The 21,772-nt window shown below is 34.2% G+C and carries 17 protein-coding genes; 11 read left to right on the plus strand and 6 right to left on the minus strand.

Features of this window, described 5'->3' with window-relative positions; all coding sequences use genetic code 11:
* Positions 1-33 precede the first annotated feature (33 nt).
* Positions 34-2,352, minus strand: coding sequence for a patatin-like phospholipase family protein (locus tag HGK31_RS07285; RefSeq protein WP_191859148.1), 2,319 nt, complete (start codon positions 2,350-2,352; stop codon positions 34-36).
* 608 nt (positions 2,353-2,960) lie between these two features.
* On the opposite strand from HGK31_RS07285, the gene HGK31_RS07290 reads away from it, so the two are divergent.
* The 6 genes from HGK31_RS07290 to HGK31_RS07315 all read left to right on the plus strand — a co-directional run bounded on the left by HGK31_RS07290 (position 2,961) and on the right by HGK31_RS07315 (position 9,172).
* Complete coding sequence (locus tag HGK31_RS07290; RefSeq protein WP_191859149.1) at positions 2,961-3,629, plus strand: porin family protein; 669 nt, start codon at positions 2,961-2,963, stop codon at positions 3,627-3,629.
* 252 nt (positions 3,630-3,881) lie between these two features.
* Complete coding sequence (locus HGK31_RS07295) at positions 3,882-5,441, plus strand: M20 family peptidase (protein WP_191859150.1); 1,560 nt, start codon at positions 3,882-3,884, stop codon at positions 5,439-5,441.
* A 3-nt stretch (positions 5,442-5,444) separates the two neighbouring features.
* The gene (locus HGK31_RS07300; RefSeq protein ID WP_191859151.1) at positions 5,445-6,695 is read left to right on the plus strand and encodes a DcaP family trimeric outer membrane transporter; all 1,251 of its coding nucleotides are present in this window, start codon (positions 5,445-5,447) and stop codon (positions 6,693-6,695) included.
* A 13-nt stretch (positions 6,696-6,708) separates the two neighbouring features.
* Entirely contained in the window at positions 6,709-7,608 is a 900-nt protein-coding gene (locus HGK31_RS07305; RefSeq protein WP_191859152.1) for a hypothetical protein, read from the plus strand.
* A gap of 25 nt (positions 7,609-7,633) precedes the next feature.
* Positions 7,634-8,707, plus strand: a complete 1,074-nt coding sequence (locus HGK31_RS07310; RefSeq protein ID WP_191859153.1) for a BamA/TamA family outer membrane protein — start codon at positions 7,634-7,636, stop codon at positions 8,705-8,707.
* 123 nt (positions 8,708-8,830) lie between these two features.
* Positions 8,831-9,172, plus strand: a complete 342-nt coding sequence (locus tag HGK31_RS07315; protein ID WP_191859154.1) for a hypothetical protein — start codon at positions 8,831-8,833, stop codon at positions 9,170-9,172.
* 73 nt (positions 9,173-9,245) lie between these two features.
* Here HGK31_RS07315 and HGK31_RS07320 read toward each other — a convergent pair whose 3' ends face one another.
* Together HGK31_RS07320 and HGK31_RS07325 are read right to left on the minus strand one after the other, a co-directional pair.
* Positions 9,246-11,564 carry a VPS10 domain-containing protein gene (locus tag HGK31_RS07320; RefSeq protein ID WP_191859155.1) on the minus strand — a complete coding sequence of 773 codons (2,319 nt, stop codon included), beginning with the start codon at positions 11,562-11,564 and terminating at the stop codon, positions 9,246-9,248.
* Positions 11,565-11,689: 125 nt separating this feature from the next.
* A complete protein-coding gene (locus HGK31_RS07325; RefSeq protein ID WP_191859156.1) occupies positions 11,690-13,336 on the minus strand; it encodes a tetratricopeptide repeat protein in 1,647 nt (548 codons plus the stop codon).
* 173 nt (positions 13,337-13,509) lie between these two features.
* On the opposite strand from HGK31_RS07325, the gene HGK31_RS07330 reads away from it, so the two are divergent.
* On the plus strand, positions 13,510-14,274 hold the full coding sequence (locus tag HGK31_RS07330; protein ID WP_191859157.1) for a hypothetical protein: 765 nt from the start codon (positions 13,510-13,512) through the stop codon (positions 14,272-14,274).
* A 34-nt stretch (positions 14,275-14,308) separates the two neighbouring features.
* Positions 14,309-15,385, plus strand: a complete 1,077-nt coding sequence (locus HGK31_RS07335) for a PCMD domain-containing protein (RefSeq protein WP_191859158.1) — start codon at positions 14,309-14,311, stop codon at positions 15,383-15,385.
* Between the two features lie 25 nt (positions 15,386-15,410).
* Here the strand turns inward: HGK31_RS07335 and HGK31_RS07340 are convergent, their stop codons facing one another.
* The 3 genes from HGK31_RS07340 to recQ all read right to left on the minus strand — a co-directional run bounded on the left by HGK31_RS07340 (position 15,411) and on the right by recQ (position 19,433).
* A complete protein-coding gene (locus HGK31_RS07340; RefSeq protein ID WP_191859159.1) occupies positions 15,411-16,109 on the minus strand; it encodes a tetratricopeptide repeat protein in 699 nt (232 codons plus the stop codon).
* Positions 16,110-16,220: 111 nt separating this feature from the next.
* On the minus strand, positions 16,221-17,153 hold the full coding sequence (locus HGK31_RS07345; RefSeq protein ID WP_191859402.1) for a peptidylprolyl isomerase: 933 nt from the start codon (positions 17,151-17,153) through the stop codon (positions 16,221-16,223).
* 81 nt (positions 17,154-17,234) lie between these two features.
* On the minus strand, positions 17,235-19,433 hold the full coding sequence (gene recQ / locus HGK31_RS07350) for a DNA helicase RecQ (RefSeq protein WP_191859160.1): 2,199 nt from the start codon (positions 19,431-19,433) through the stop codon (positions 17,235-17,237).
* 201 nt (positions 19,434-19,634) lie between these two features.
* Between recQ and HGK31_RS07355 the strand changes: the two genes are divergently transcribed.
* The 3 genes from HGK31_RS07355 to HGK31_RS07365 are packed head-to-tail and all read left to right on the plus strand — an operon-like array spanning position 19,635 to position 21,764.
* Positions 19,635-20,600 carry a KpsF/GutQ family sugar-phosphate isomerase gene (locus tag HGK31_RS07355; protein WP_233451030.1) on the plus strand — a complete coding sequence of 322 codons (966 nt, stop codon included), beginning with the start codon at positions 19,635-19,637 and terminating at the stop codon, positions 20,598-20,600.
* The gene (gene tatC / locus HGK31_RS07360) at positions 20,600-21,424 is read left to right on the plus strand and encodes a twin-arginine translocase subunit TatC (RefSeq protein WP_191859161.1); all 825 of its coding nucleotides are present in this window, start codon (positions 20,600-20,602) and stop codon (positions 21,422-21,424) included. Before HGK31_RS07355 ends, tatC begins: the two co-directional genes overlap by 1 nt.
* On the plus strand, positions 21,417-21,764 hold the full coding sequence (locus HGK31_RS07365; RefSeq protein ID WP_104734302.1) for a carboxymuconolactone decarboxylase family protein: 348 nt from the start codon (positions 21,417-21,419) through the stop codon (positions 21,762-21,764). Before tatC ends, HGK31_RS07365 begins: the two co-directional genes overlap by 8 nt.
* Positions 21,765-21,772 lie beyond the last annotated feature (8 nt).

Consider the following 21,772-nt stretch of genomic DNA (forward strand, 5'->3'; position numbering starts at 1 on the left):
TACACTAATTATAAACCCATCCCAATACGTATCCTATTTCCAAATATTAAATATCAATCCTACACTTAAAAAGAGTTGTAGTTTTTCAACATCATTTACATAAGAGACATCAAAATTTACAGGGCCTAATAGAGAGTCATAAGACAAAGTCATTCCGCTAGAAAGTAAATAACTTGTTTCTTGGGTTTCAGTCCAATTATTCTGCTGTTTGAAAAAATCGTTAAAATAGTCTGAAGTATTAGTAAATCCAACAGAAGCAAAATTGGTATGTGGTGTTAAATATATACTCCCAAATAAATTTACTTGAACGGCTAAATTGAATTGTGCAAATTGGGTAACTATCAATTCCGAATCACTTAAACCCTTCAATGGTATAGAGTACCTGCGATTTTGATTAAGGTTTCCACCTATAAAGTATTTTGCACCTTGACCATGTTCAATGAATGATAATTGATTTGATTTTTGACTATCTATAAATGTCAATCCAGCACTTGCACCAAGCACAAAAGCATGTTTGTGAATAAATGGAAAACGCTTTTCATACTGAAAATTAACCTTTGTAAAACCGTTTGTCTCACCAGATACGTTAAATTCTGAAAACTCATAATACTCAACATTACCACTATTACACAATGATCGTGATACACGAAAGAGCAATTGCGTACCATCTGTTGGGAAAAACACTTTATTCATGGTATTCAGATAATAGTAGGCACTAACTTCTAACGTATTGGACGAATAACGCCTTAAGTCATAAATGTTGTTATTGACTGATGGGTTTACTTTGGGTTTTGCTTTAAAATATTCGTAGTTAACATCTAATCCTACATAACTAAATAGCGGGTGAATATTTTTATTCAACTGCAAATTAGCCTTCAAATAACTATTCTTTAGTAATTCGCCTTCATCTCCATAACTATAGTAACTCTGCTTCATTTTTTGTCCAAAAATTTGGGTTCTCCACCACCATGTCTTTAAATCACCAATATTTTGCTGATACTCCACTCGAAATTTAGGCTGTTCGGCTATATCTACTCCTAAAAGTAAACGCGAAGAATGACCAAAAATATTTCTTCCGGTATAATTTACTATCAAACCAACGCCTTGATTGGTATCATAATGAATGGACCCTCCTATTTGACTGCTAGCTTTTTCAAAAAATTCGAGTTCTAAAATTGTCTTATCATTAATCTTCACAACATCAAAAGTAATCTGATGAAACAATTCAGTACCCATGGCTCTTTCAATAGCCATTTTAATTTCAGTCGTACTGTAAGGCACTTGCTCTTTTAAATTCATTCTTGCATTAACCAATGATTTGTTCTCATTACTTAATTTTTGATAATCTATTGATGAAAATGTAATTTTGCTCGCAATTTGTGGGAGTTCATGACTTCGCTGTGGAAATTTTTCCAATATTTTTGCCAGTTTAATTAACTCATCAGTTTTTTGGTTCGTTGCAATACTGCCTTGTTTTAGAATCTCTTGGTTTTTTTCAAAATCTTGAGTGGAGTAGGTTAAATTAGCCGTATGATCAATCAGAATATCACATAGTTCCCGTTGACTATCATTCCTTAAATTGCTTGTTAGCATAGACGTTTGAAACAATATATTACCAACGTTATTTAATCGTTCTTTTTTTTGTAAACCACCACCTACATCGCTTCCAATTATAATATCTGCACCCAATTCTTTTGCAATATTTACTGGAAAATTATTCAATATCCCACCATCAACCAATAGCGTCCCATTATAAGAAACAGGTTCAAAAACCCCCGGAATGGACATACTAGCTCTAATGGCTGCTGTTAACGAGCCTTCAGATATTACAACCTCCTTACCGTTTACTAAATCGGTAGTGACTGACCTAAAGGGAATTGCAAACTCATTAAAGTCATTTATATCATAAACAGGATAAATTAGAGATGCCAGATATTCCCTTAAGTTTTGATCCTCTAGAAACGCAGGCTTTAGTTTCGGTTTTCCCTTAATAACATCCAAATTCATTAAATACCTTTCAAACTCACTTTTTTCTTCAATACTAACATCACGCATAGAAGTAGTGCCAAGCATTATTTGACTCCAATCCAAGGTTTTAATATGGTACTCAATACTATCTGCAGAATATCCAATGCTATAAAGCCCACCAACAACACTGCCCATACTTGTACCTACAACCAAATCAGGTACAATTCCTAAACTGTCCAATTTTTTTAGTACCGTAACATGTGCAATTCCTTTAGCACCACCACCACTTAAAACTAAAGCTATTTTTGGTTTCTTTTCTTGTGAATATGTACCACTGATAACTATCAAGCAGATTATAACAACTAGTGACTTTAGATTCTTCATTGTTCAATTTTACAGTTTGTAATTGAGCTAATGCAAATATTATTAAAATATTTTATTTGGGTAGTGAATGACTATAATAATTCAATCATGAGAAAACATAGGTTAAGTCTAAAATCCTTAATTTGGTAATCTTAATCTCTACTGTCCAAAAAACTAAATAGCAATAGTAGCTTTATGCAAATTTTGAACAAAACCTCAATCTATTATTTGAGAATAGTTTTTATAACTTTATAATTGCTTTATTTCCCTGGAGAACTGTTGTCCCAAAACCATTCAAAAGCCAAACAGGCTATCAATCCATTCAGAAATATATGGCAGACAATGGACTTACCATCAATTTATTTGGGAAGAAACTATTGTTAATAATCAAGGCCAATAAAGAATATTTATAGTATTGATTTTTCTTTTGGTAATATAAATTGTAAATACCAAAACAAGAAATTCAACAATTAGATAAACAATCAGGTCATTGAATAAAATCATTTTTTTTTGGTTTGCACTTTAATTAGTCCTAACCGTAAAGTTTTTAGTAAATTGAACCAATCTTAATAACCTGTTATGGTACTATATTTAATCTTAATGGTATTCTAACGTAAAATTGACTGAATATGAAATCTCTAATTACTATAACTAAAATAAGGCTGTTGAGCCTTGTGTTTTGTGCTTTGGCATGTAATGTATTGCATTCGCAAGAGGATGTTGATACAAATGGAGCGGTTGCATCCGATACTACAGCATCAAAAAAACAATATAAACGTGTTAGTGACTTTAAAGTTTATGGAGGATTAACCTTCAGTGATATTGTTGAATCCAGTGATGCTTACGAATTTGGATTTTCCACTGGGTTTAATGCTGGTATTGCTTTTCGAAAAGGCCGATTTGCTTATTGGGAAATAGGGGCACATTACAATGGCTCCATTATCCTTTTGGAGGAAACTTCTCCCTCTAGTAATCAAACATTAGGAAGTCTTGGAATACAACAAATAGAAATGCCTGTAGTAGTAGGTCTCAACCTGCTCTCCCCTGTAAGACGTCTGTTTGGTTTACGGGTCTTTGCTGGCTTATCACCAGGTTATATTTTTAATGTTTCAGACAATGATTTAAATCTTACCAAAGATGACCTTAATGCGTTCCAAATATTAGGACAGGCTGGTATTGGTGTAGACATTGTCTTCCTATTTATAGATGCTGGTTACAAACGCGGATTAAACGATCTCTTAAAAGACCAAAATTCGCAGCTATCGCAGTTTTTCTTAAATTTAGGATTTAGGTTTTAACACATGAAACCAAAAAAAACTTAAAAACAAAATATGAAACTATTTAGTATTATTTAATGATTCAGGATTATGCAAGCTATTTAATTAATTCGAAAATCCGTATGTTAAATGATGATTATTAAATTTATAAAAAAATGATTCTTTTGTTAAACCTGACAATTATCATTTTTAAACAACACTAATTAATTAACTTTGCAATGTTACTTCGGTAATATAAACGAAAAATAAACTACTTCATTAAATCTTACAACCATGCCAAAAAAAACAAACACGATTCTTATTTTATTGATTACTTTATTCGTATTCAATTGTAATCAAAAAGCTGAACAAACGGAAGAAAAAAAGCAACCAACCGAATCTGTAAACCTTGATGACTTTACCTCCAAACAAATGACAGGTATCGAACAAATAACTGTTGATGTTGATTTAGATGGTGCTGTACAACGTCTATCAAAAGCGGTTACGTTTAAAACCATTTCTAATCAAGATAGAGATGATTTTGACACCAAAGCTTTTACAGATTATCACAAATTTTTAGAGCAATCGTACCCATTGGTGCATAAAACGCTAAAAAAAGAAATACATGGCGACCCAAGACCTTATAGTTTACTTTACACTTGGGAAGGAAAAGATCCTAATTTAGAACCCGCCTTATTTTATGCGCATATGGATGTTGTTCCCGTTCCAGAAGAATCTAGAGATCAATGGAAACAAGATCCTTTTGCTGGAACCGTAGCAGATGGTTACATCTGGGGACGTGGTGTTTTGGATGATAAAAATCAAATCCATGCTATTTTGGAAGCTGCTGAAATGAAACTAAAAGAAGGTTGGCAGCCAGCTCGTACCCTTTATTTTGTATTTGGACAAGATGAAGAAGTAGGTGGTGCTGAAGGTGCTAAAAAAATTGCTGATGTTTTAGAAGAACGCGGTATAGAACGCTTTGCTTACGTTATGGATGAGTCTGCTCCATTAACTCCTGGTATATTCCCAGGTATTAAAGACAACACAGCCTTAATTGGTATTGCTCAAAAAGGGTTTATTAGTTTAGAATTAGCAATACATGGTGTTGGTGGACATTCGTCTATGCCTCCTGAAGAGTCTAACATAGGTATTTTAGCGGAAGCCATTACCAAATTAGAAGCTGCTCAATTTCCTTATAAAATACACCCAGCTGTTAGGTCACAATACCGTTATATGGGACCAGAATTAGATGAAGAACTAAAACCATTATACGCAGCGGTAGCATTTGGTAAAGATGATGAGTTAACTGAAGCGGAACAAAAATTTATAGATGCCATGGCTGGAAATGAGGTGACTCGAGCCATGCTTCATACCACGATTGCCGTAACCATGTTTAATGCTGGTATTAAAGATAACGTTCTACCCCCTTCAGCAACAGCTGTTGTGAATTTTAGACCTATGCCAGGAGATACACCAGAAGTCATTATGGAACACGTTAAAAATGCCATTAAAGATGACCGTATCACCATGCGAGACATTTCTGCATCTACTCCTGCAACAAACATAGCCGAAGTAGGCAATCCTGCTTATAATATGCTCGAAAAAACCATTCGTCAAATTTATGGTAACGACTTAATTGTATCGCCTTTCTTTGTAGTTGGTGGTTCAGACTCCAAACACTTTCAAGCTAGAGATTTTGCTCCAGATGTTTATACCATTACAGCCATTCAATTAGAAAACACTGAAGAATTTAAAGGCTTCCATGGTGTAAATGAACGTATATTGGTTGAGGAATATGCAAAATCTATTGGCTTCTTTTATACCATATTTGATAATTTAGAGGAATTGTAACGCATGATGTTAAAATATTATTTTTTCAGTATTGCGCTAATCTTATCGTCTACAGCAATCGCACAAATAGAAACCTCAAAGGATTCTACTCAAAATCAATTGGTCATTCCCGATAAGGATGTTAAAGAAGATATCTTAAAAACGGCCAAAGAAGGTTTAGCGAGTGATGATTTTCCAGGATCATGGCCTATGTTTGGAACTGATCTTCGACTAAAACTTGGCGGCTATGTAAAAGCGGATTTTATTTATGATTTTGATGGAACAACTGATAAAAGTCAATTTCTAATGTCTACAATACCTGTAAGAGGTGAACCGGAATATGATAATGAAGGCTATACGTCATTCACTGCTAAAGAAACCCGTTTTCATATAGATTTAAGACGCTTTGCTGAAGATAAAATTCCCTTACAACTATTTATTGAAGGTGACTTTTTTTCAGATGGCAATCAGTTTAGATTACGGCATGCTTACATTACGGCAGGAGATTTTATTATAGGACAAACCTGGACCACACTGTCGTTTTTAGAATCTATGGCCTTTATGATTGACTTTGCCGCTGGTGATGCTCTTTTTGGAGGGCGTTCAGTACAAATTAGATACCAAAAGCAAGTATCTGAAAAAATAAAAATTGCTGCTGCTCTTGAGTACTTAAGCTTTTTAGGCATTGAAAACCCCAATAATTTAGATGGACAAGCAAACGTAAAGTTTCCCTTACTGGCACTCAGAATGGACTATAAGTGGAAAACTGGTGTGCTTTGGACAGGTGCCAGTTTAGCGCAATTGCGATGGGATGGTGGTTCTACGGGACCATCAGATCAAACCGTGCAATGGGCATTGGTTGTTGCAGGACGGCAATATATTGGTAAGAATAACTATTTCACATATAATTTTAATTATGGTAATGCCTATGGGGAAAATATCATCGCATTTGCTGGTAGTAATGGCAATGCTGTCCTTAATGCCAATGGAAAATTGGATCCCATGATAGCTAAATCGGCATTGTTAGGTTTTATGCACAGATGGAGCCTTAAACTGGAATCTAATTTTAATTATGCCTACGGCTGGTTGGATTCACCAGACTCGAGAGCACCCTTTTCCTTAAAACGAGGTGGTGTAGGTCATGCCAATCTTATTTACCAATTTGATAAAAACTTCTCTATTGGTGCTGAATATATGTGGGGTGAACAACGCACCACCAATGATGCCTATGGTGCCGCACATAGAATACAGACCATGGCAAAATTTGAATTTTAAAAAATATAAAATAATGAAAAACAAATACTTATTATCAACAATTTGTCTGCTTTTTACAATAGCAACATTGAATGCTCAAGATGAAAAACCAGAAAAAAGTGCTGCCGATTTAGCTAAAGAATTGGCTAACCCTAATGCCACATTAGGGCAAATGTTATTTCCTATAGATTTTATTGGCTATAATGGCGATATCAATAATGCCAGTAGCCAAAGTGCTTCGGTTATTAGTTTTCAACCGTCGTTACCTATACCAATTTCTGAAGGATTAAATTTATATGTACGACCTTTAATTCCTATGTATATTTCACAACCTACAATTACAGCCAATGGTTTTGAACAAAAGTCTGGACTTGGTAATATTAGTGCAGATGTGGCTATAGGTAAGACTTGGACTTCTAAATGGATAACTTTAGTTGGTGTTTTCGGAAGTTTCAGAACAGCTTCGGATGAAGCATTACGAGCAAATTATACCACATTAGGTCCAGAAATGATGATTGCAAAACTAACCAGTTTTGGAGCGCTAGGTATCATTGTTAGTCATGCATGGAGTGTTGGTAGTGGTAAAGATGCTGACCCTACCAGTTCAGCTATATTACCTGATGACTTTTGGGCTACTTCTGGTCCATCGGCAGATGGTATAAGCATAACGGCTGGACAATACTTTTATACCATTAATCTAAATAAAGGATGGCAAATTACAGCCTCTCCAACTTACGCCTACAATCACAATGCTACTGATGGCAATAAATTTACATTACCTATTGGTACAGGTATTCAAAAAGTAACAAGAATTGGAAAGCTTCCAGTGAGATTTGGTGCACAGTATTGGTATTATGTTGCATCGCCTGAAGCCTTTGGTCCTCAGCATCAATTTAGAATAACTATTGCGCCAGTAGTTCCTTTACCATGGTAGTGCAAAGAACGCCTTTCAAAATTTGATGAGAAACATCTCCATCCTATTAAGTCTGCTTTTTATTACAACTCTTTCAATAGGGCAAAATAAAACTCAAGATAGCTTGAATCACACTCAAGTGAACGAAAAAAATCTGGACTTTACGGTTATGCCTTTTTTAAGTTATAACCGAAATTTAAAGTTTATGTTTGGTGGCATACCTATGGCGATGTACAAACTAAATAAACAGGATAGTATATCGCCTAAATCCTTATCTGGTGTTGCTGGTGTGTACACTACTAACAAATCGTATTTTGTTGGTGTATTCAATAAGTTCTATTTCAATGAAGACCGTTGGCGTGGTACCTTATTTTTAGGTTTAGGAGACCTTAACTCGCAATTTTTTGCAGGTGAGTTTAATAGTGCTGACTTTTACAATTATGCTACCAATGCTACTATATTCAGCATCGGCATTCAAAGAAGAATAATCAACAATTTATACGGTGGTTTAACCTACACCTATGCCAGTTATAATACGGTTTTTGAAGATAATATTGTAGACGAATCAACCACAGTAACCCATGGCTTGGAACTAAACGCCTTATTCGATACACGAGACGATGTATATTATGCCACAAAAGGCCATATGGTTAATGCGAAATGGATTACCTATGCCGAATGGTTTGGAAACGATGCTAGTGCTAATAAAATAACTGCCAACTATAACAAATATTTTCCTGTTAGAGATAAAACAGATGTATTTGCGGCACGTTTTTCTGGTACTTTTGGATTGGGTAATATTGCTTTTGAACAACAAGCTATTGTAGGCGGTAATGATATTAGAGGTTATTCAGAAGGTAAATACCGTGGGAATACCGTTATGGCACTTCAAGGCGAATACCGACTTAATTTCGCAAAACGTATGGGTGTTATAGGCTTTGCTGGTATAGCCACACTATTTGGTGCTGATAACAACGATTTTAATGGTGAAGTTTTACCTGGTGGAGGCGTTGGATTTCGCTATAGGGCGTTTAAAGACACTAAATTCAACATTGGTCTAGATGCCGCCCTTGGTAAAGATGATTGGGGTGTGTATTTTAGAATTGGAGAAGCGTTCTAAAATCATTTAAAAGCTATAATCCATATTTTTTATTGTATGAGTATCAAAAAAAAGACACTTAAAAATGTTGTGGATAGCAAATTAAAAACTCTAAATATCATTTTTAGAGTTTTAATTGTTTTCATGTCTGTAGTAGTTTTGTATGATGCTTTTGTATATGGTACGCCACTTTATTATATGCTATTCTTTTTTGGTGGTATAGTTATTGGAAAACTATATTTAAAATTATACTCCATTAAGAAAAATGAAGAAACAGGAAAATTCCATTTAAACAGTGGCATATTAAACATTGTAATCACACTAGTTCTTTTATCACTGCGTTTTATATTTGGAAAACAAATTCTGGATTCTTTCGAGTTTCAATATACTAGTGATGCACTGTATTTGTTTTTTATAGGTCTTTACAAATCGAAATGGAAAGCCATTGTACATCATTTAGAGAATAAATTATTCAGTAACTTCTAAAATAGAAAAGCCCAACATAACGTTGGGCCCTTCAGCAATTAACCAAATACTGGTTAGCTAGTTAATCTTACAACTATCGTTTTATAATGCGTTTAACAATATGCTTACCTAGACTATCAGTAACTTTTACTAAATACACTCCTGAATTTAAATCTGATATATTGATTTGTGATGCTTGGTTAACTTGTTTAACTTGAGCACCCAACATATTATAGATAACAACAGATTTTGCATGAGCACCTGGCTCTAACGCAATATTCATAACATCTTTAACAGGATTCGGGTAAATTAATAATTCAGCAGTATCCAAAGTTGGTGTCTCAACACTCAAGGTTTGATAAAGAACATCATATGCTATAATCCCTAAATCTGATGTTGATAAATAGGTTGTTACTCCTGTACCATCGTCAAGAAAATCAAATGCCATACTCACAGATGTACTGTATAATAATTCAGTTGCTGGCACCATTGTCCAAGTTGTACCATTATCTGTAGAGAAATAAATAGCGGTTTCAGAAACTTGTGATGCATAAGTGGCTGCAACAATAACATCTGGGTTATTTGGATCGTAAGCCACTTTCTGAACATTATTAGTCGCTAAAACTTGATTCCATGTAGTTGCACCATCGGTTGACTTCCAAACACCATTTGATGTAGCTAAAACAAATTCATTGGCATCATTAGCATTATTTAAGATTTGAAACACAAATTGAGATGTCACATTTAAATTTAGTCCAGCGCTCACATTACTCCAAGTAGTTCCACGATCTGAACTTGACCACACTTCACCACCTATTCCGATTAATACATTTTGATTATTTGATGGGTCAACCCAAGTAGAATAATGTCTTTCTTCCGTAGGGACCGTAATATCGATTATTGTCGGACTCCATGGGTCTGCACTTGTTACATCAATAATTTTTGTTCCGCTTCCAGAAAACACATCAAAAGACACCCATACTTCATTAGTATTTACAGCATCAGGCTGCATGTGTAATACTGGATCCCAAAAACCTGTATAGAACATTTGAAACGTTTGACCATTATCGGTACTCACATTCAAAGCTCTGCCATTAAAATCTTCAACTGAAGAAAACAAACGCCCATATTGGTTTTTATCTACAAAAAACATTGGAGGCGCACTACCAGATGCAATATCAACACCCTGTACACCATAAGCTGTTTCAGAATCATCTGTAAGATTTTTAGCAACTACTCCACCTTGTATTCCGTAATATAAAAAGGGGTCTTCAGCACCTTCATTATGTGAAACAGCTACTGACGTCGTGAATGAATAAGGTGTTTGGACTAAATCTAAAGTTATACCACCATCTGTAGAGCGATGAGGATACCAATTAGATGTAAAAAGCATTTCATCGACATCAAAAGGATTAAACGTAGCAGACAATCCAAAGTAATAGTTTGTTGGATCAAAAGATTCATGTATATAACTTGTCCAAGTTACACCGCCATCATAACTAATAACAATTTCATTTGTCTCAAGAATAAAAATTTCATCTTGATTAGTTGGGTGAAAAATAATTTCGTTAACCGCTTTGTCCCAATACGTATCAAAAGGAACAGTTAACTCATTCCAATTTGTTCCGCCATCCAATGTTTGGTAAACTACTTCATCATCTCCCCATCCTGGATCAGATCCAATAATCCAATGGTCAGCATCAAATGGATCTACAGCAACACCTCTAAAATTAATATCAGCAAAGTATTCTGTCCATGTAGTTCCAGCATCGTGACTTACTAAAAATCCACCATTTACACCATTTGCTCCGTTTCCTCTTGTAATAAATAATTGATTTGGATTACTATGGTTAATTAAACTTTTATCAACTGATATTAAATTATTTGAGGCTTCATCGTAAACTAAAGTCCATGTTTGGCCACCATCTGCTGTATAATGCACACGATCGTAAGTATCAAACCCAACACGATAACCCTCATTATATAGCATGATATCGGTATCACTTTCGTAAATATTATAATCATCAATCCATCTATCAGAAGAATCATTATTCTGTGGTCTATTTATGGTAGTAATAGCCTGCGTTGATAAATTAAATAGGTGAATCGTATTATTTTCCGCAACATTAGCGCCTTTTAAAGCAAAACTTAAATGCGTATCATTTAGCATTCGTAATTCATCAATATATCCTGAAGAAAGGGAATATAAAACATCCCAAGTAACGGCGTTGTCATTGGAAATTAAAATGTGGTTATTCATACTAGCCGCATAAACACGATTTTCTACATTTTGATCGTAAACTAAATGGAAAATTCGACCATATTCTTCAGATCCTAAAAATGTGATTTGGGCGTTAGAAAATAATGTCCCTAGCATGAAGCATGTTGCAAGGAATAGTTTAAACTTTTTCATTGTGTACTTTTTTTGCATTGTGATGTGATTTATAGATTTTTCACAAAAGTCAACAAATGATCTTGTTTAAACCGAATTTTATTCCGGACAAAACGTGACATAATACATAAAAAACGTGATATAGTCTATATTTGCGAGATATACGTGTACAAATCCTCGTTTTCGGTAAGCTCTATTTTTTTGGAGATACGTTCCTTTCGTTTTCTGCAAGCTTCTGGAGTAATATTCATTATAGTGGCTATTTCTTTCATAGATAAGTTCATATACAAATACGAAATAAAACGAATATCATTAGCATTTAAATTTTCATGTTTTTCCTTAAGACGATTTAACAAACCATGGTTAACTTCATCAAAATACTGTACAAAATTCTCCCATTCCTCGTCACTTTTTAGAAGTCCTTTCAAACGTCTAATATGCTCTGTTACTTCCCTACTCGGTTTTATTTTATCTGACTGTTCTAATTCTTGAATAATAGTTTCAACCAAGCGGTTTCTATCTATTAAATACAGAGCTTTAGCTGAAAGTTTTCTGTTTTTAGATTCAATTTCTCGCTTATGTTGTTCTTGCTCTAATAGTAATTTGGTTTCGTTTTCTTTGAGCTGATTTTCTAAAATTAAATTATTGGCCTTTTCGTTCTCAAGTTCCAAATTCAGTATTTTTTCTTGTCTGGCCAACAGGTCTTTACGTTGCTTGTTTTTTATTCTACTTAATCTTAAAGACCATAGCAGCAGAAAAATTATTAGAAAAGAACTTATAGTTAAAATAAGTATAAGTCGTTTTTGTGATTTAATACGTTCGCGACCGTCATGCAATTGTGCTTCATAGTTTAAGACTTCAAACTTTACCTTATTAGCTTGATATTGTCTACCACTTCGCAAATCGTGAATTTCTTGTTTTATATGCAACATACTATCCATAGCAATTAATGCTTGAGAATAATTATTGGCCTTTTCATTGTACGAATGCAGTAGGCTATAAATTTTGTATCGTGTTTCTAAATTTATGGGTTCTTGATTAAGAGCTGTATTACCCAATACCAAAGCTTGGTTTAGATTGTTTTTGGCATGCTCAATTTTGGCTAGTGTAAGAAAAAGAACAACACGCGTCTCTGCATAGCGGTTACCTTTCAACTTTGGTAATAAACTAGTTATAAGGTTTTCTGATTCTTGTTCCTTTCCTAATGCATGTAATAATACAGCCTGCAAGGCTTCAGCTTCAAGAAGATAATCTTCATCAGCTTCTAATAGTTTAATAGCCTCTTCAATATAAGGCATGGCAATATTAGCCTGACTTTTATCATTATATGCTTGAGCCAAATTTATGGCATAAATACCTTTCTTTAATTGATCTTGTGGTATTTCTGCTAGGTCATATGCTTTTTGAAAATATTCAATGGCCTTATCTAAATCATTCTCTTGCGAATATAGTATGGCTATATTATTCAAGGAGGTCATTTCATAAGAATAATCCAATTCTTTTATAGCAATCTTGTACGATTCTAAATAATACTCTAAAGCTTCGTTATTATCTAAAAGTTTATGATAGTTTAATCCAATATTATTTATAGCTACAAATAGATTTTTATAATCTTCTTCTTCCTCTGCTATAACACGAGCTCGAGTCAATAGCTCAAGAGACTCACTATAATTACCTTCCATCATAGCATCTACACCTTCAACTATTATGGCATGGGTGTCATTTTCTTGACTAAACACAAAAGGCATGCATAGACTGAAAAAGAAAAGTAAAATAAAAGGTTTAATTTTCACACGAACACTATTTACATTTACAAAAATACAATAACTGAATGACTATTAATTTCTATAGGTAAGCTTAAAATTATAAATTTATTAGAAACGCTATTTTAGGAGAAGTTATTTAGATATTTCAAATGAGAAATTGATAATTTTGTTACCTTGACCTTTTTTAAGGTGCGCAGTAAATGAATAAAACCAATGGTATTTTAAGTTTAGGTTTTTTGTTTATTTTTCAGATTTCATGGTCACAAGCCCATACTACTGAAAAAGACAGCACCTATTCGCCCTATCAATTATTGTCCAGTTATTACGATACAGATTTTAAGCCTTTTAAAAAAAGGAATGTGTATTTAGGCATGGCACTTTCTTTTGAGGACAGAAAAGTTGAAAATGCCAATAACATTATTGAAACGGTTTTGGATGGTGACAGAACAAATTATGATATCACACTAAAGGGTGGCTATTATATTGGAAATTATGCTATGGCTGGCATAGGTGCCAATTACAATCAAAATAAGTTTTCTGGGACAGTGTTAAGAGATTCTGACACCATTCAATCAAAATCAATTACAAGAGGATATGCTATTACACCATATTTTAGATCGACGGTACCACTAACCAGTAATGAGCGTTTAAGTTTTTACACTGAACTGGGCGTAACATTTGGAGGCGGCAATACCCTCACTAGAGATATTAAAAATTTGGACCAAATTGACAAGGTATATACCACAAATTTTAATTTTAGAATTGGTTTAAGTCCTGGTATTACGTTTTTTGCTATGGAAAATTTTGCTTTAGAAGTGGGCTTGGATGTATTGGGTTATGAATTAAATTCCTCTAAAACTACCAAAAATGATATAGAAGAATCCAGTAAAGTCCGGCAAAATGTAGATTTCAACATTAATATATTGTCACTAAACATAGGATTGGCCTATTATTTTGGAGGATAACACTATAATTCGGTGTGCATTAAAGACTCAAAAAATGAAAAAGACTATTTTAATTACTACAGCATTAACATTCATGCTATTGTCATGTGTTGAAGAAGATTATTTTGGAAAATCCCAGTACGGCTATATCAATACTATTGAAGTAATCAACCAATCTGGTGCGGCATCAATTATGAGGGATAGTTTATTGGTTACCGTAGAAATTCCTGGTGGCGTTGATTTAACCGCTATTAGTATTGAAAAAATTGAAATTTCTTCATTTGCACAAAGCAATAAAATACAAGGTGATATTCTTAACCTTGAAAATGATGATACTATTGTGGTTACTGCAGAAGATGGTTCTGTTTATAATTGGACGATTCGTGCTTTTGTGGCTTCAGAAACACCTCAACTCGATAATTGGCAGTTAAATGATTGGTATATGACCGCTACAAATTACTACGAACCAGGAGAAGATGCCGAAACTACTATTTGGGGAACTGGAAACCAAGGTACCCAAATTTTAAATATACTGGCTACTACACCAGAAGATTTAGGTAATGATAATTTAGCTGCAAAAATGATGACCATGGATAATGGCTCCTTAGCAGGCACTTTTGGGGCACCTATTTCAGCAGGCTCATTGTTTACAGGATATTTTGACCCAGACAATATTGATTTAAGCGACCCTGAAGCAGCAATTGAGTTTGGTACGCCATTTTCTGGACGACCGTTAAAAATCAGATTTAAATATAGCTATGTGCCTGGTGAGGAAAATAAAGATCGTGATGGAAACCATTTAAGCTATGGCGATGCCTGTGATATTTATGCCTTATTAGAAATTAGACAAGGTGGAGAAGTACAGCGTTTAGGCACAGCTTGGTTTAGAAGTGATGAGACCCAAAACGAATTTATAACTCAAGAAATTGATTTTACTTATGGTGAACTGGATAGCAGTTTTCCAGCATACATGTATCCAGAAAACAACAATTATGTCACACCAGACGTGGCCGATTTTGGACTACCAACTCATATAACATTTGTGGCTTCTTCCAGTTTTGATGGCGCAAGTTTTGCAGGTGCCATTGATAGTATTTTAATAATTGATGATATAGAATTAGTCTATGAATAAGCCCATATGGCTGTTAAAGAAACACCTACTCCTTTTCAAATGCTTTAACAAATTGTTTAGCACGTGGATTCCCTGAATTGAGCTCCAATGCCTTTTTGTAGTTTTCATATGCATTCAAGCTATCGCCTGTTCGCAAATAGGCATCTGCTAAACTATCATACACGTTATCGCTTTCTGGATATAAAGCAACATTCATTTTAAAAACTGCAATGGCGTGCTCGTTTTCTTTTTTGCGCAATAATTCATAACCGTAACTATTAAATTCCCGTTCTTCAATAAATACACTAGTTGAATCTTGTTCCTTTATTTCTAAAAAGCCTGCTAATGCTGCATCAAAATTATTGGCTTTTAAATGCATACTTGGTGTTTTAAAAGAATCTGGCACTTTCAAATAATCATAGGTGAATTTAGAATCATCTTCTTCTGATACAATGCCTAAATACTGTTCTTTGGTCTCTGGATGCTGGACAAAACGTAATTTTTGATACATATCTACCATAAAAAAAGTGTTTTCGTCCAAAACAACCGGTTCAATTTTTTCTGCACCTAGCCATTTCAAATATAACTTATTGTCTTCATAATATACTTCAATAAGCTCGTCAGGATTAAACAAATAGCGTCCAGACGTTTTTTCAATATGTTCAGGTGAATAATTGATGTTTTTTGAACAACTGATTGTAAATACTGTGAATAGTAAAACGAATGGTAATAATTTTGATTTCATTGGTATTTTGATTGATTGGTTATCGCTAAAATATAAGCAAAAAAAAGTCTCATTATAAATGAGACGATTTTTTATGAATTTTGTTACGTGATAAATAACGTTCTTATAGCATTATTTAACAGCCATTAATTCAACATCAAATATCAATGTTGCATCTGGTGGAATTACACCACCTGCACCACGACTACCATATCCTAAATCACTCGGAATAACCAAACGTGCCTTATCACCTACGTTAAGTAAGCAAATACCTTCATCCCAACCTGGAATTACTTGACCAACACCAACTGGAAATTCCAAAGGCTGATTACGCTTATACGACGAATCAAACACGGTTCCATCGGCTAATTGACCTTTATAATGTACAGAAACAGTTTGTCCTTTTTCAGCTTTCGCACCAGTTCCTTTTTGAAGAATTTGGTAACGTAAACCACTATCTGTTTTTTTAAACCCTGAAGCCAATTTATCAAGTTCTGCTTCACGAGCTTCCTGTTCTGCAGCCATGCGCTTTTCTCTAGCACCTTCAAAGGTTCTGAAAGCTTCAACAGCGTTGAATTTTTCAGCCTCTTCTCCTACTCTGATGATTTCTAAAGATTCTATGGCATCACCTTGAGCTATAGCATCAACAACATCCTGACCTTCTTTTACTTTACCAAAAACGGTATGATTACCATCTAACCAAGGCGTTGCAACATGTGTGATAAAAAACTGGCTACCATTGGTTCCTGGTCCTGCATTTGCCATAGACAAAACACCTGGTCCATCATGTTTTAAATCGGGATGAAATTCATCATCAAATTGATAGCCTGGATTACCTGTACCAGTTCCTTGAGGACATCCGCCTTGAATCATAAAATCAGGAATGACTCTATGAAATTTTAAACCATCATAATATGGGTTTCCTTGCTTTTTAGCTGAATTTTCTAAATTCCCTTCAGCTAAAGCAACAAAATTACCAACAGTACCTGGAGTTTTTTCGAATTCTAAATTAACTAAAATATCACCTTTTGAGGTATGAAATTTCGCGTATAAACCGTCTTGCATCTTATTAATTTTTAATGAGGTGCAAAGATAAGGAATCATCTTTGAAGTTAGAAACTAGCAAGCAGAAGATTTTATAAAAGACTAATTAGCAACTTCACTTATAAATTTAATCCGATATAAACGTAATTCTTCATCATCATAATCACCATCAAACTCGTCTATGGCATCATCTATTTTGTCTGTTTCAGATTCCATAAAATAGTCGTGAATTTCTTCTTGTTGATCTTCATCAAGCAAGTCTTGAATCCAATAATCAATATTCAGTTTAGTACCAGAATATACTATGGCTTCCATTTCTTTTATAAAATCTGCCATCTCCATACCCTTAGCTGATGCTATATCATCTAGAGGTAGTTTTCTATCGATATTTTGAATAATATAAAGCTTTAATGCCGAATTGGTGCCTGTTGATTTTACAATTAAGTCATCAGGACGCTCAATATTGTTATCTTCAACGTATCGTGCTATTAAGTCAACAAAATCTTTACCATATTTTTTGGCCTTGCCATCACCAACACCATGCACATTACTTAATTCATCTAGTGTTATTGGGTATTTTAAAGCCATATCTTCTAAAGAAGGATCTTGAAAAATAACAAATGGTGGCACACCAAGTTTTTTGGCATTACGCTTACGCAAATCTTTCAGCATCGCCATAAGTGCTTCATCGGCAACACCACCTCCTTCTGTAGCTGTTATAATAGAGTCATCATTTTCACTATCAAAAACATGATCTTCAGTCATCATAAAACTGTCTGGATTCTTCAGGAATTTTTCACCATCATCTGTTATTTTAATGACACCATAAGTTTCTATATCCTTCTTCAAATACCCAGCAACCAACACTTGGCGAATTAAAGCCATCCAGTATTTATCTGTTTCTGCCTTTCCCTTTCCAAAAAACGGTTGCTCATCAGTCTTGTGAGATTTTATAAGCGCATTTGCTTTTCCTATTAAAACATTCACCAAATCTTTTGATTTGTATTTTTCATTGGTTTTTTGAACCGTATTGAGCAAAATAGTCACATTTTCTTTGGCTTCATGTTGCTTTTTAGGATTTCGCATATTGTCATCCATATCACCACCTTCGCCAGTTTCATTGTCAAACTCTTCACCAAAATAATGTAATATAAACTTACGTCTCGAAATAGATGTTTCAGCATAGGCAACAACCTCTTGAAGCAGAGCCTGACCTATTTCTTGTTCGGCGACAGGCTTACCAGACATAAATTTTTCTAACTTTTCAATATCCTTATAATTGTAAAATGCCAGACAGTGTCCCTCACCGCCATCACGCCCTGCTCTTCCAGTTTCTTGATAATAACTTTCAATACTTTTAGGAATATCATGGTGAATTACAAAACGAACATCAGGTTTATCTATTCCCATACCAAAAGCTATAGTGGCTACAACCACATCTACATCTTCCATAAGAAACATATCTTGATGAGAAGCTCTAGTTTTTGCATCTAAACCAGCATGATATGGTACTGCTTTTATACCATTCACTTGAAGGGTTTGAGCCAATTCCTCCACCCGTTTTCTGCTTAAACAGTAAACAATTCCAGATTTACCTTCATTTTGCTTTACAAAGCGAATAATATCGGCATCAACATTTTTGGTTTTTGGGCGCACCTCATAAAATAAATTTGGTCTATTAAAAGATGCTTTAAAGGTAACAGCATCAGTCATTCCTAAATTTTTAAGAATATCCTCCTGTACTTTTGGCGTAGCTGTTGCTGTGAGACCTATTATGGGAATATCATCTCCTATTCGTCCAATAATGTGTTTTAAATTTCGATATTCAGGTCTAAAATCGTGTCCCCATTCACTAATACAATGGGCTTCATCTACAGCCATAAATGAGATTTTGACCGTTCGGAGAAAATCAACATTTTCATCTTTTGTAAGCGATTCAGGTGCTACATAAAGTAATTTAGTGATACCATCAACAATATCTTGTTTGACTTTTTTTATTTCAGTTTTGTTTAGGGAAGAATTTAAAACATGAGCAACACCTTCATGTTCAGAAACACCACGAATAGCATCAACCTGATTTTTCATTAATGCAATGAGTGGTGAAACAATAATGGCTGTTCCTTCTTGCATAAGCGCAGGCAATTGGTAACATAATGATTTACCGCCACCTGTTGGCATAATTACAAATGTATTTTTACCTGATAATAGTGTTTTTACAACTTCTTCCTGTAACCCTTTAAATGTACTAAATCCAAAATATTTTTTTAGTGCAGCTTGCAGGTCTTTTTCAATTACAGACATCTACTTCTTAATATTAATTATCTTACGTTCAATACACCAAAAACAAAAATGCTATTAATTAATTATGTAGTGTATTTAGAGAACTCTCATTTATTTTTTTGTTAGCTTTGTAGCTTTAAAAACTAACCCTTAACAGTTAGTTTGAATTACTTTAAAGATAACAAAATCTTTAGAAGCATCAACCCAAAAAAATAATAAATTTTGAACAATCAAAATTCCATTATTCAACTAGCCAAGCAAACAATAGAAATGGAGAGTCAATCCATTTCCAATCTTTCCAATTTAATTGATAAAGATTTTGAAGCTTCGGTAACTTGTATTTATAACTCCAAAGGTCGTGTAATTATTACAGGAATTGGCAAAAGTGCCATTATTGCAACCAAAATTGTTGCCACACTCAACTCAACTGGAACACCAGCAGTTTTTATGCATGCTGCCGATGCGATTCACGGTGATTTAGGGCTTATTTTGGATGATGATGTGGTTATTTGCATCTCTAAAAGTGGTAATACTCCCGAGATTAAAGTATTGGTTCCTTTAATTAAGCGAGCCAAAAACAAAATGATTGCTATCACCGGAAATCCGGAATCATTTTTGGGTAAAAATGCCGATTATGTTTTAAACACTTATGTTGAAAAAGAAGCATGTCCTAACAATTTAGCACCAACAACCAGTACAACCGCTCAATTAGTAATGGGAGATGCATTAGCAGTTTGTCTTTTGGAATTAAGAGGATTCTCAAGTAAGGATTTTGCTAAATATCATCCTGGAGGCGCTTTAGGTAAAAAACTGTACTTGCGCGTTAGTGACCTATCTGATAATAATCAAAAACCGGCTGTAACTTCAGAAGCAACCATAAAAGATGTTATTGTTGAAATTTCCGAAAAAATGCTTGGAGTGACTGCTGTTGTTGAAAATAGTGAAATAGTTGGCATTATTACAGATGGTGATTTAAGACGAATGCTAAATAATTCTTCAGACTTTTCAAATCTAAAAGCCAAGGATATCATGGGATCTAATCCAAAACGAATAGATTACAATGCCATGGCTGTAGATGCTAAAGAAGAAATGGAATCTTATGGTATCTCTCAATTATTGGTTGAAAAAAACGGGCAATACGCTGGAGTGGTACATTTACATGATTTAATAAAAGAAGGAATTCTATAATGGCTAAAAAGAATATCAATGAGATGTCTTTCCTTGACCATCTTGAGGATTTACGCTGGCATTTAATTCGTGCCTCTCTTGGTATTATGATTGCTGCCGTTGTAGCATTCTTATTTAAAAGTTTCATTTTTGACACCATTATTTTAGGACCAAAACACATGTCATTTCCAACCTATAAGTGGCTTTGCAGTGTTTCTAGGTTCTTTGGTATTGAAGACACGACGTTTTGTTTAGACGCCTTCCCATTCATTATTCAAAACCGTACCATGGGTGGGCAATTTTCAGCGCATATTTGGACCTCTATTTATGCAGGCTTGGTAATAGCCTTTCCCTATGTTATTTATCAATTTTGGCGATTTATTAGCCCTGGACTTCATCCAAACGAACGTAAACACTCAAGAGGATTTATAATTATCACTTCGTTCTTGTTCTTTTTGGGCGTTTTATTTGGCTACTATGTGGTGACACCGCTTTCTATAAACTTTCTAGGGACTTACACGGTAAGTGCTGAAATATCGAATGAAATTGACATTAGTTCTTTTATTTCATTGGTAAGGTCATCATCATTGGCTTCTGGTTTTATATTTGAACTGCCAATCATTATTTACTTTTTAACGAAAATTGGATTGGTAACTCCTCAAATTTTAAAGAAATATCGAAAATTTGCTTTAGTGATTGTGTTAATATTATCGGCTATAATCACACCACCAGATATTACGAGTCAAATTATAGTAGCTATACCAATATTAATATTATACCAGTTGAGTATTTACATTTCTAAATTAGTTGTTAAAAAACAAGAAAAGAACGCAAAACATGTCTGAAATAGTAAAAGAATTTAATGATTATCGTTCAAAAATGAATGATAAAATATTGGCTGATAATAATAAAATTATCAAGCGAATATTTAATCTAGACACCAATGCTTTTCAAGCAGGTGCGCTAGATGTAAAAACAAAAGAATTATTAGGTTTAGTGGCTTCAACCGTTTTAAGATGTGATGATTGTATTAGGTATCACCTTGAAAGTTGCTACAAGGAAGGCTTAACAAAAGAAGAGGTTGTTGAAACCTTAAGTATCGCTACATTAATTGGTGGCACAATTGTTATTCCACATTTAAGACGAGCTTATGAATTTTGGGATGCCCTAGAAGCACAGCGTTAAACTTTATT

Origin of the sequence: Hanstruepera ponticola, from assembly GCF_012931685.1 — a bacterium.
Lineage (GTDB): Bacteria > Bacteroidota > Bacteroidia > Flavobacteriales > Flavobacteriaceae > Hanstruepera > Hanstruepera ponticola.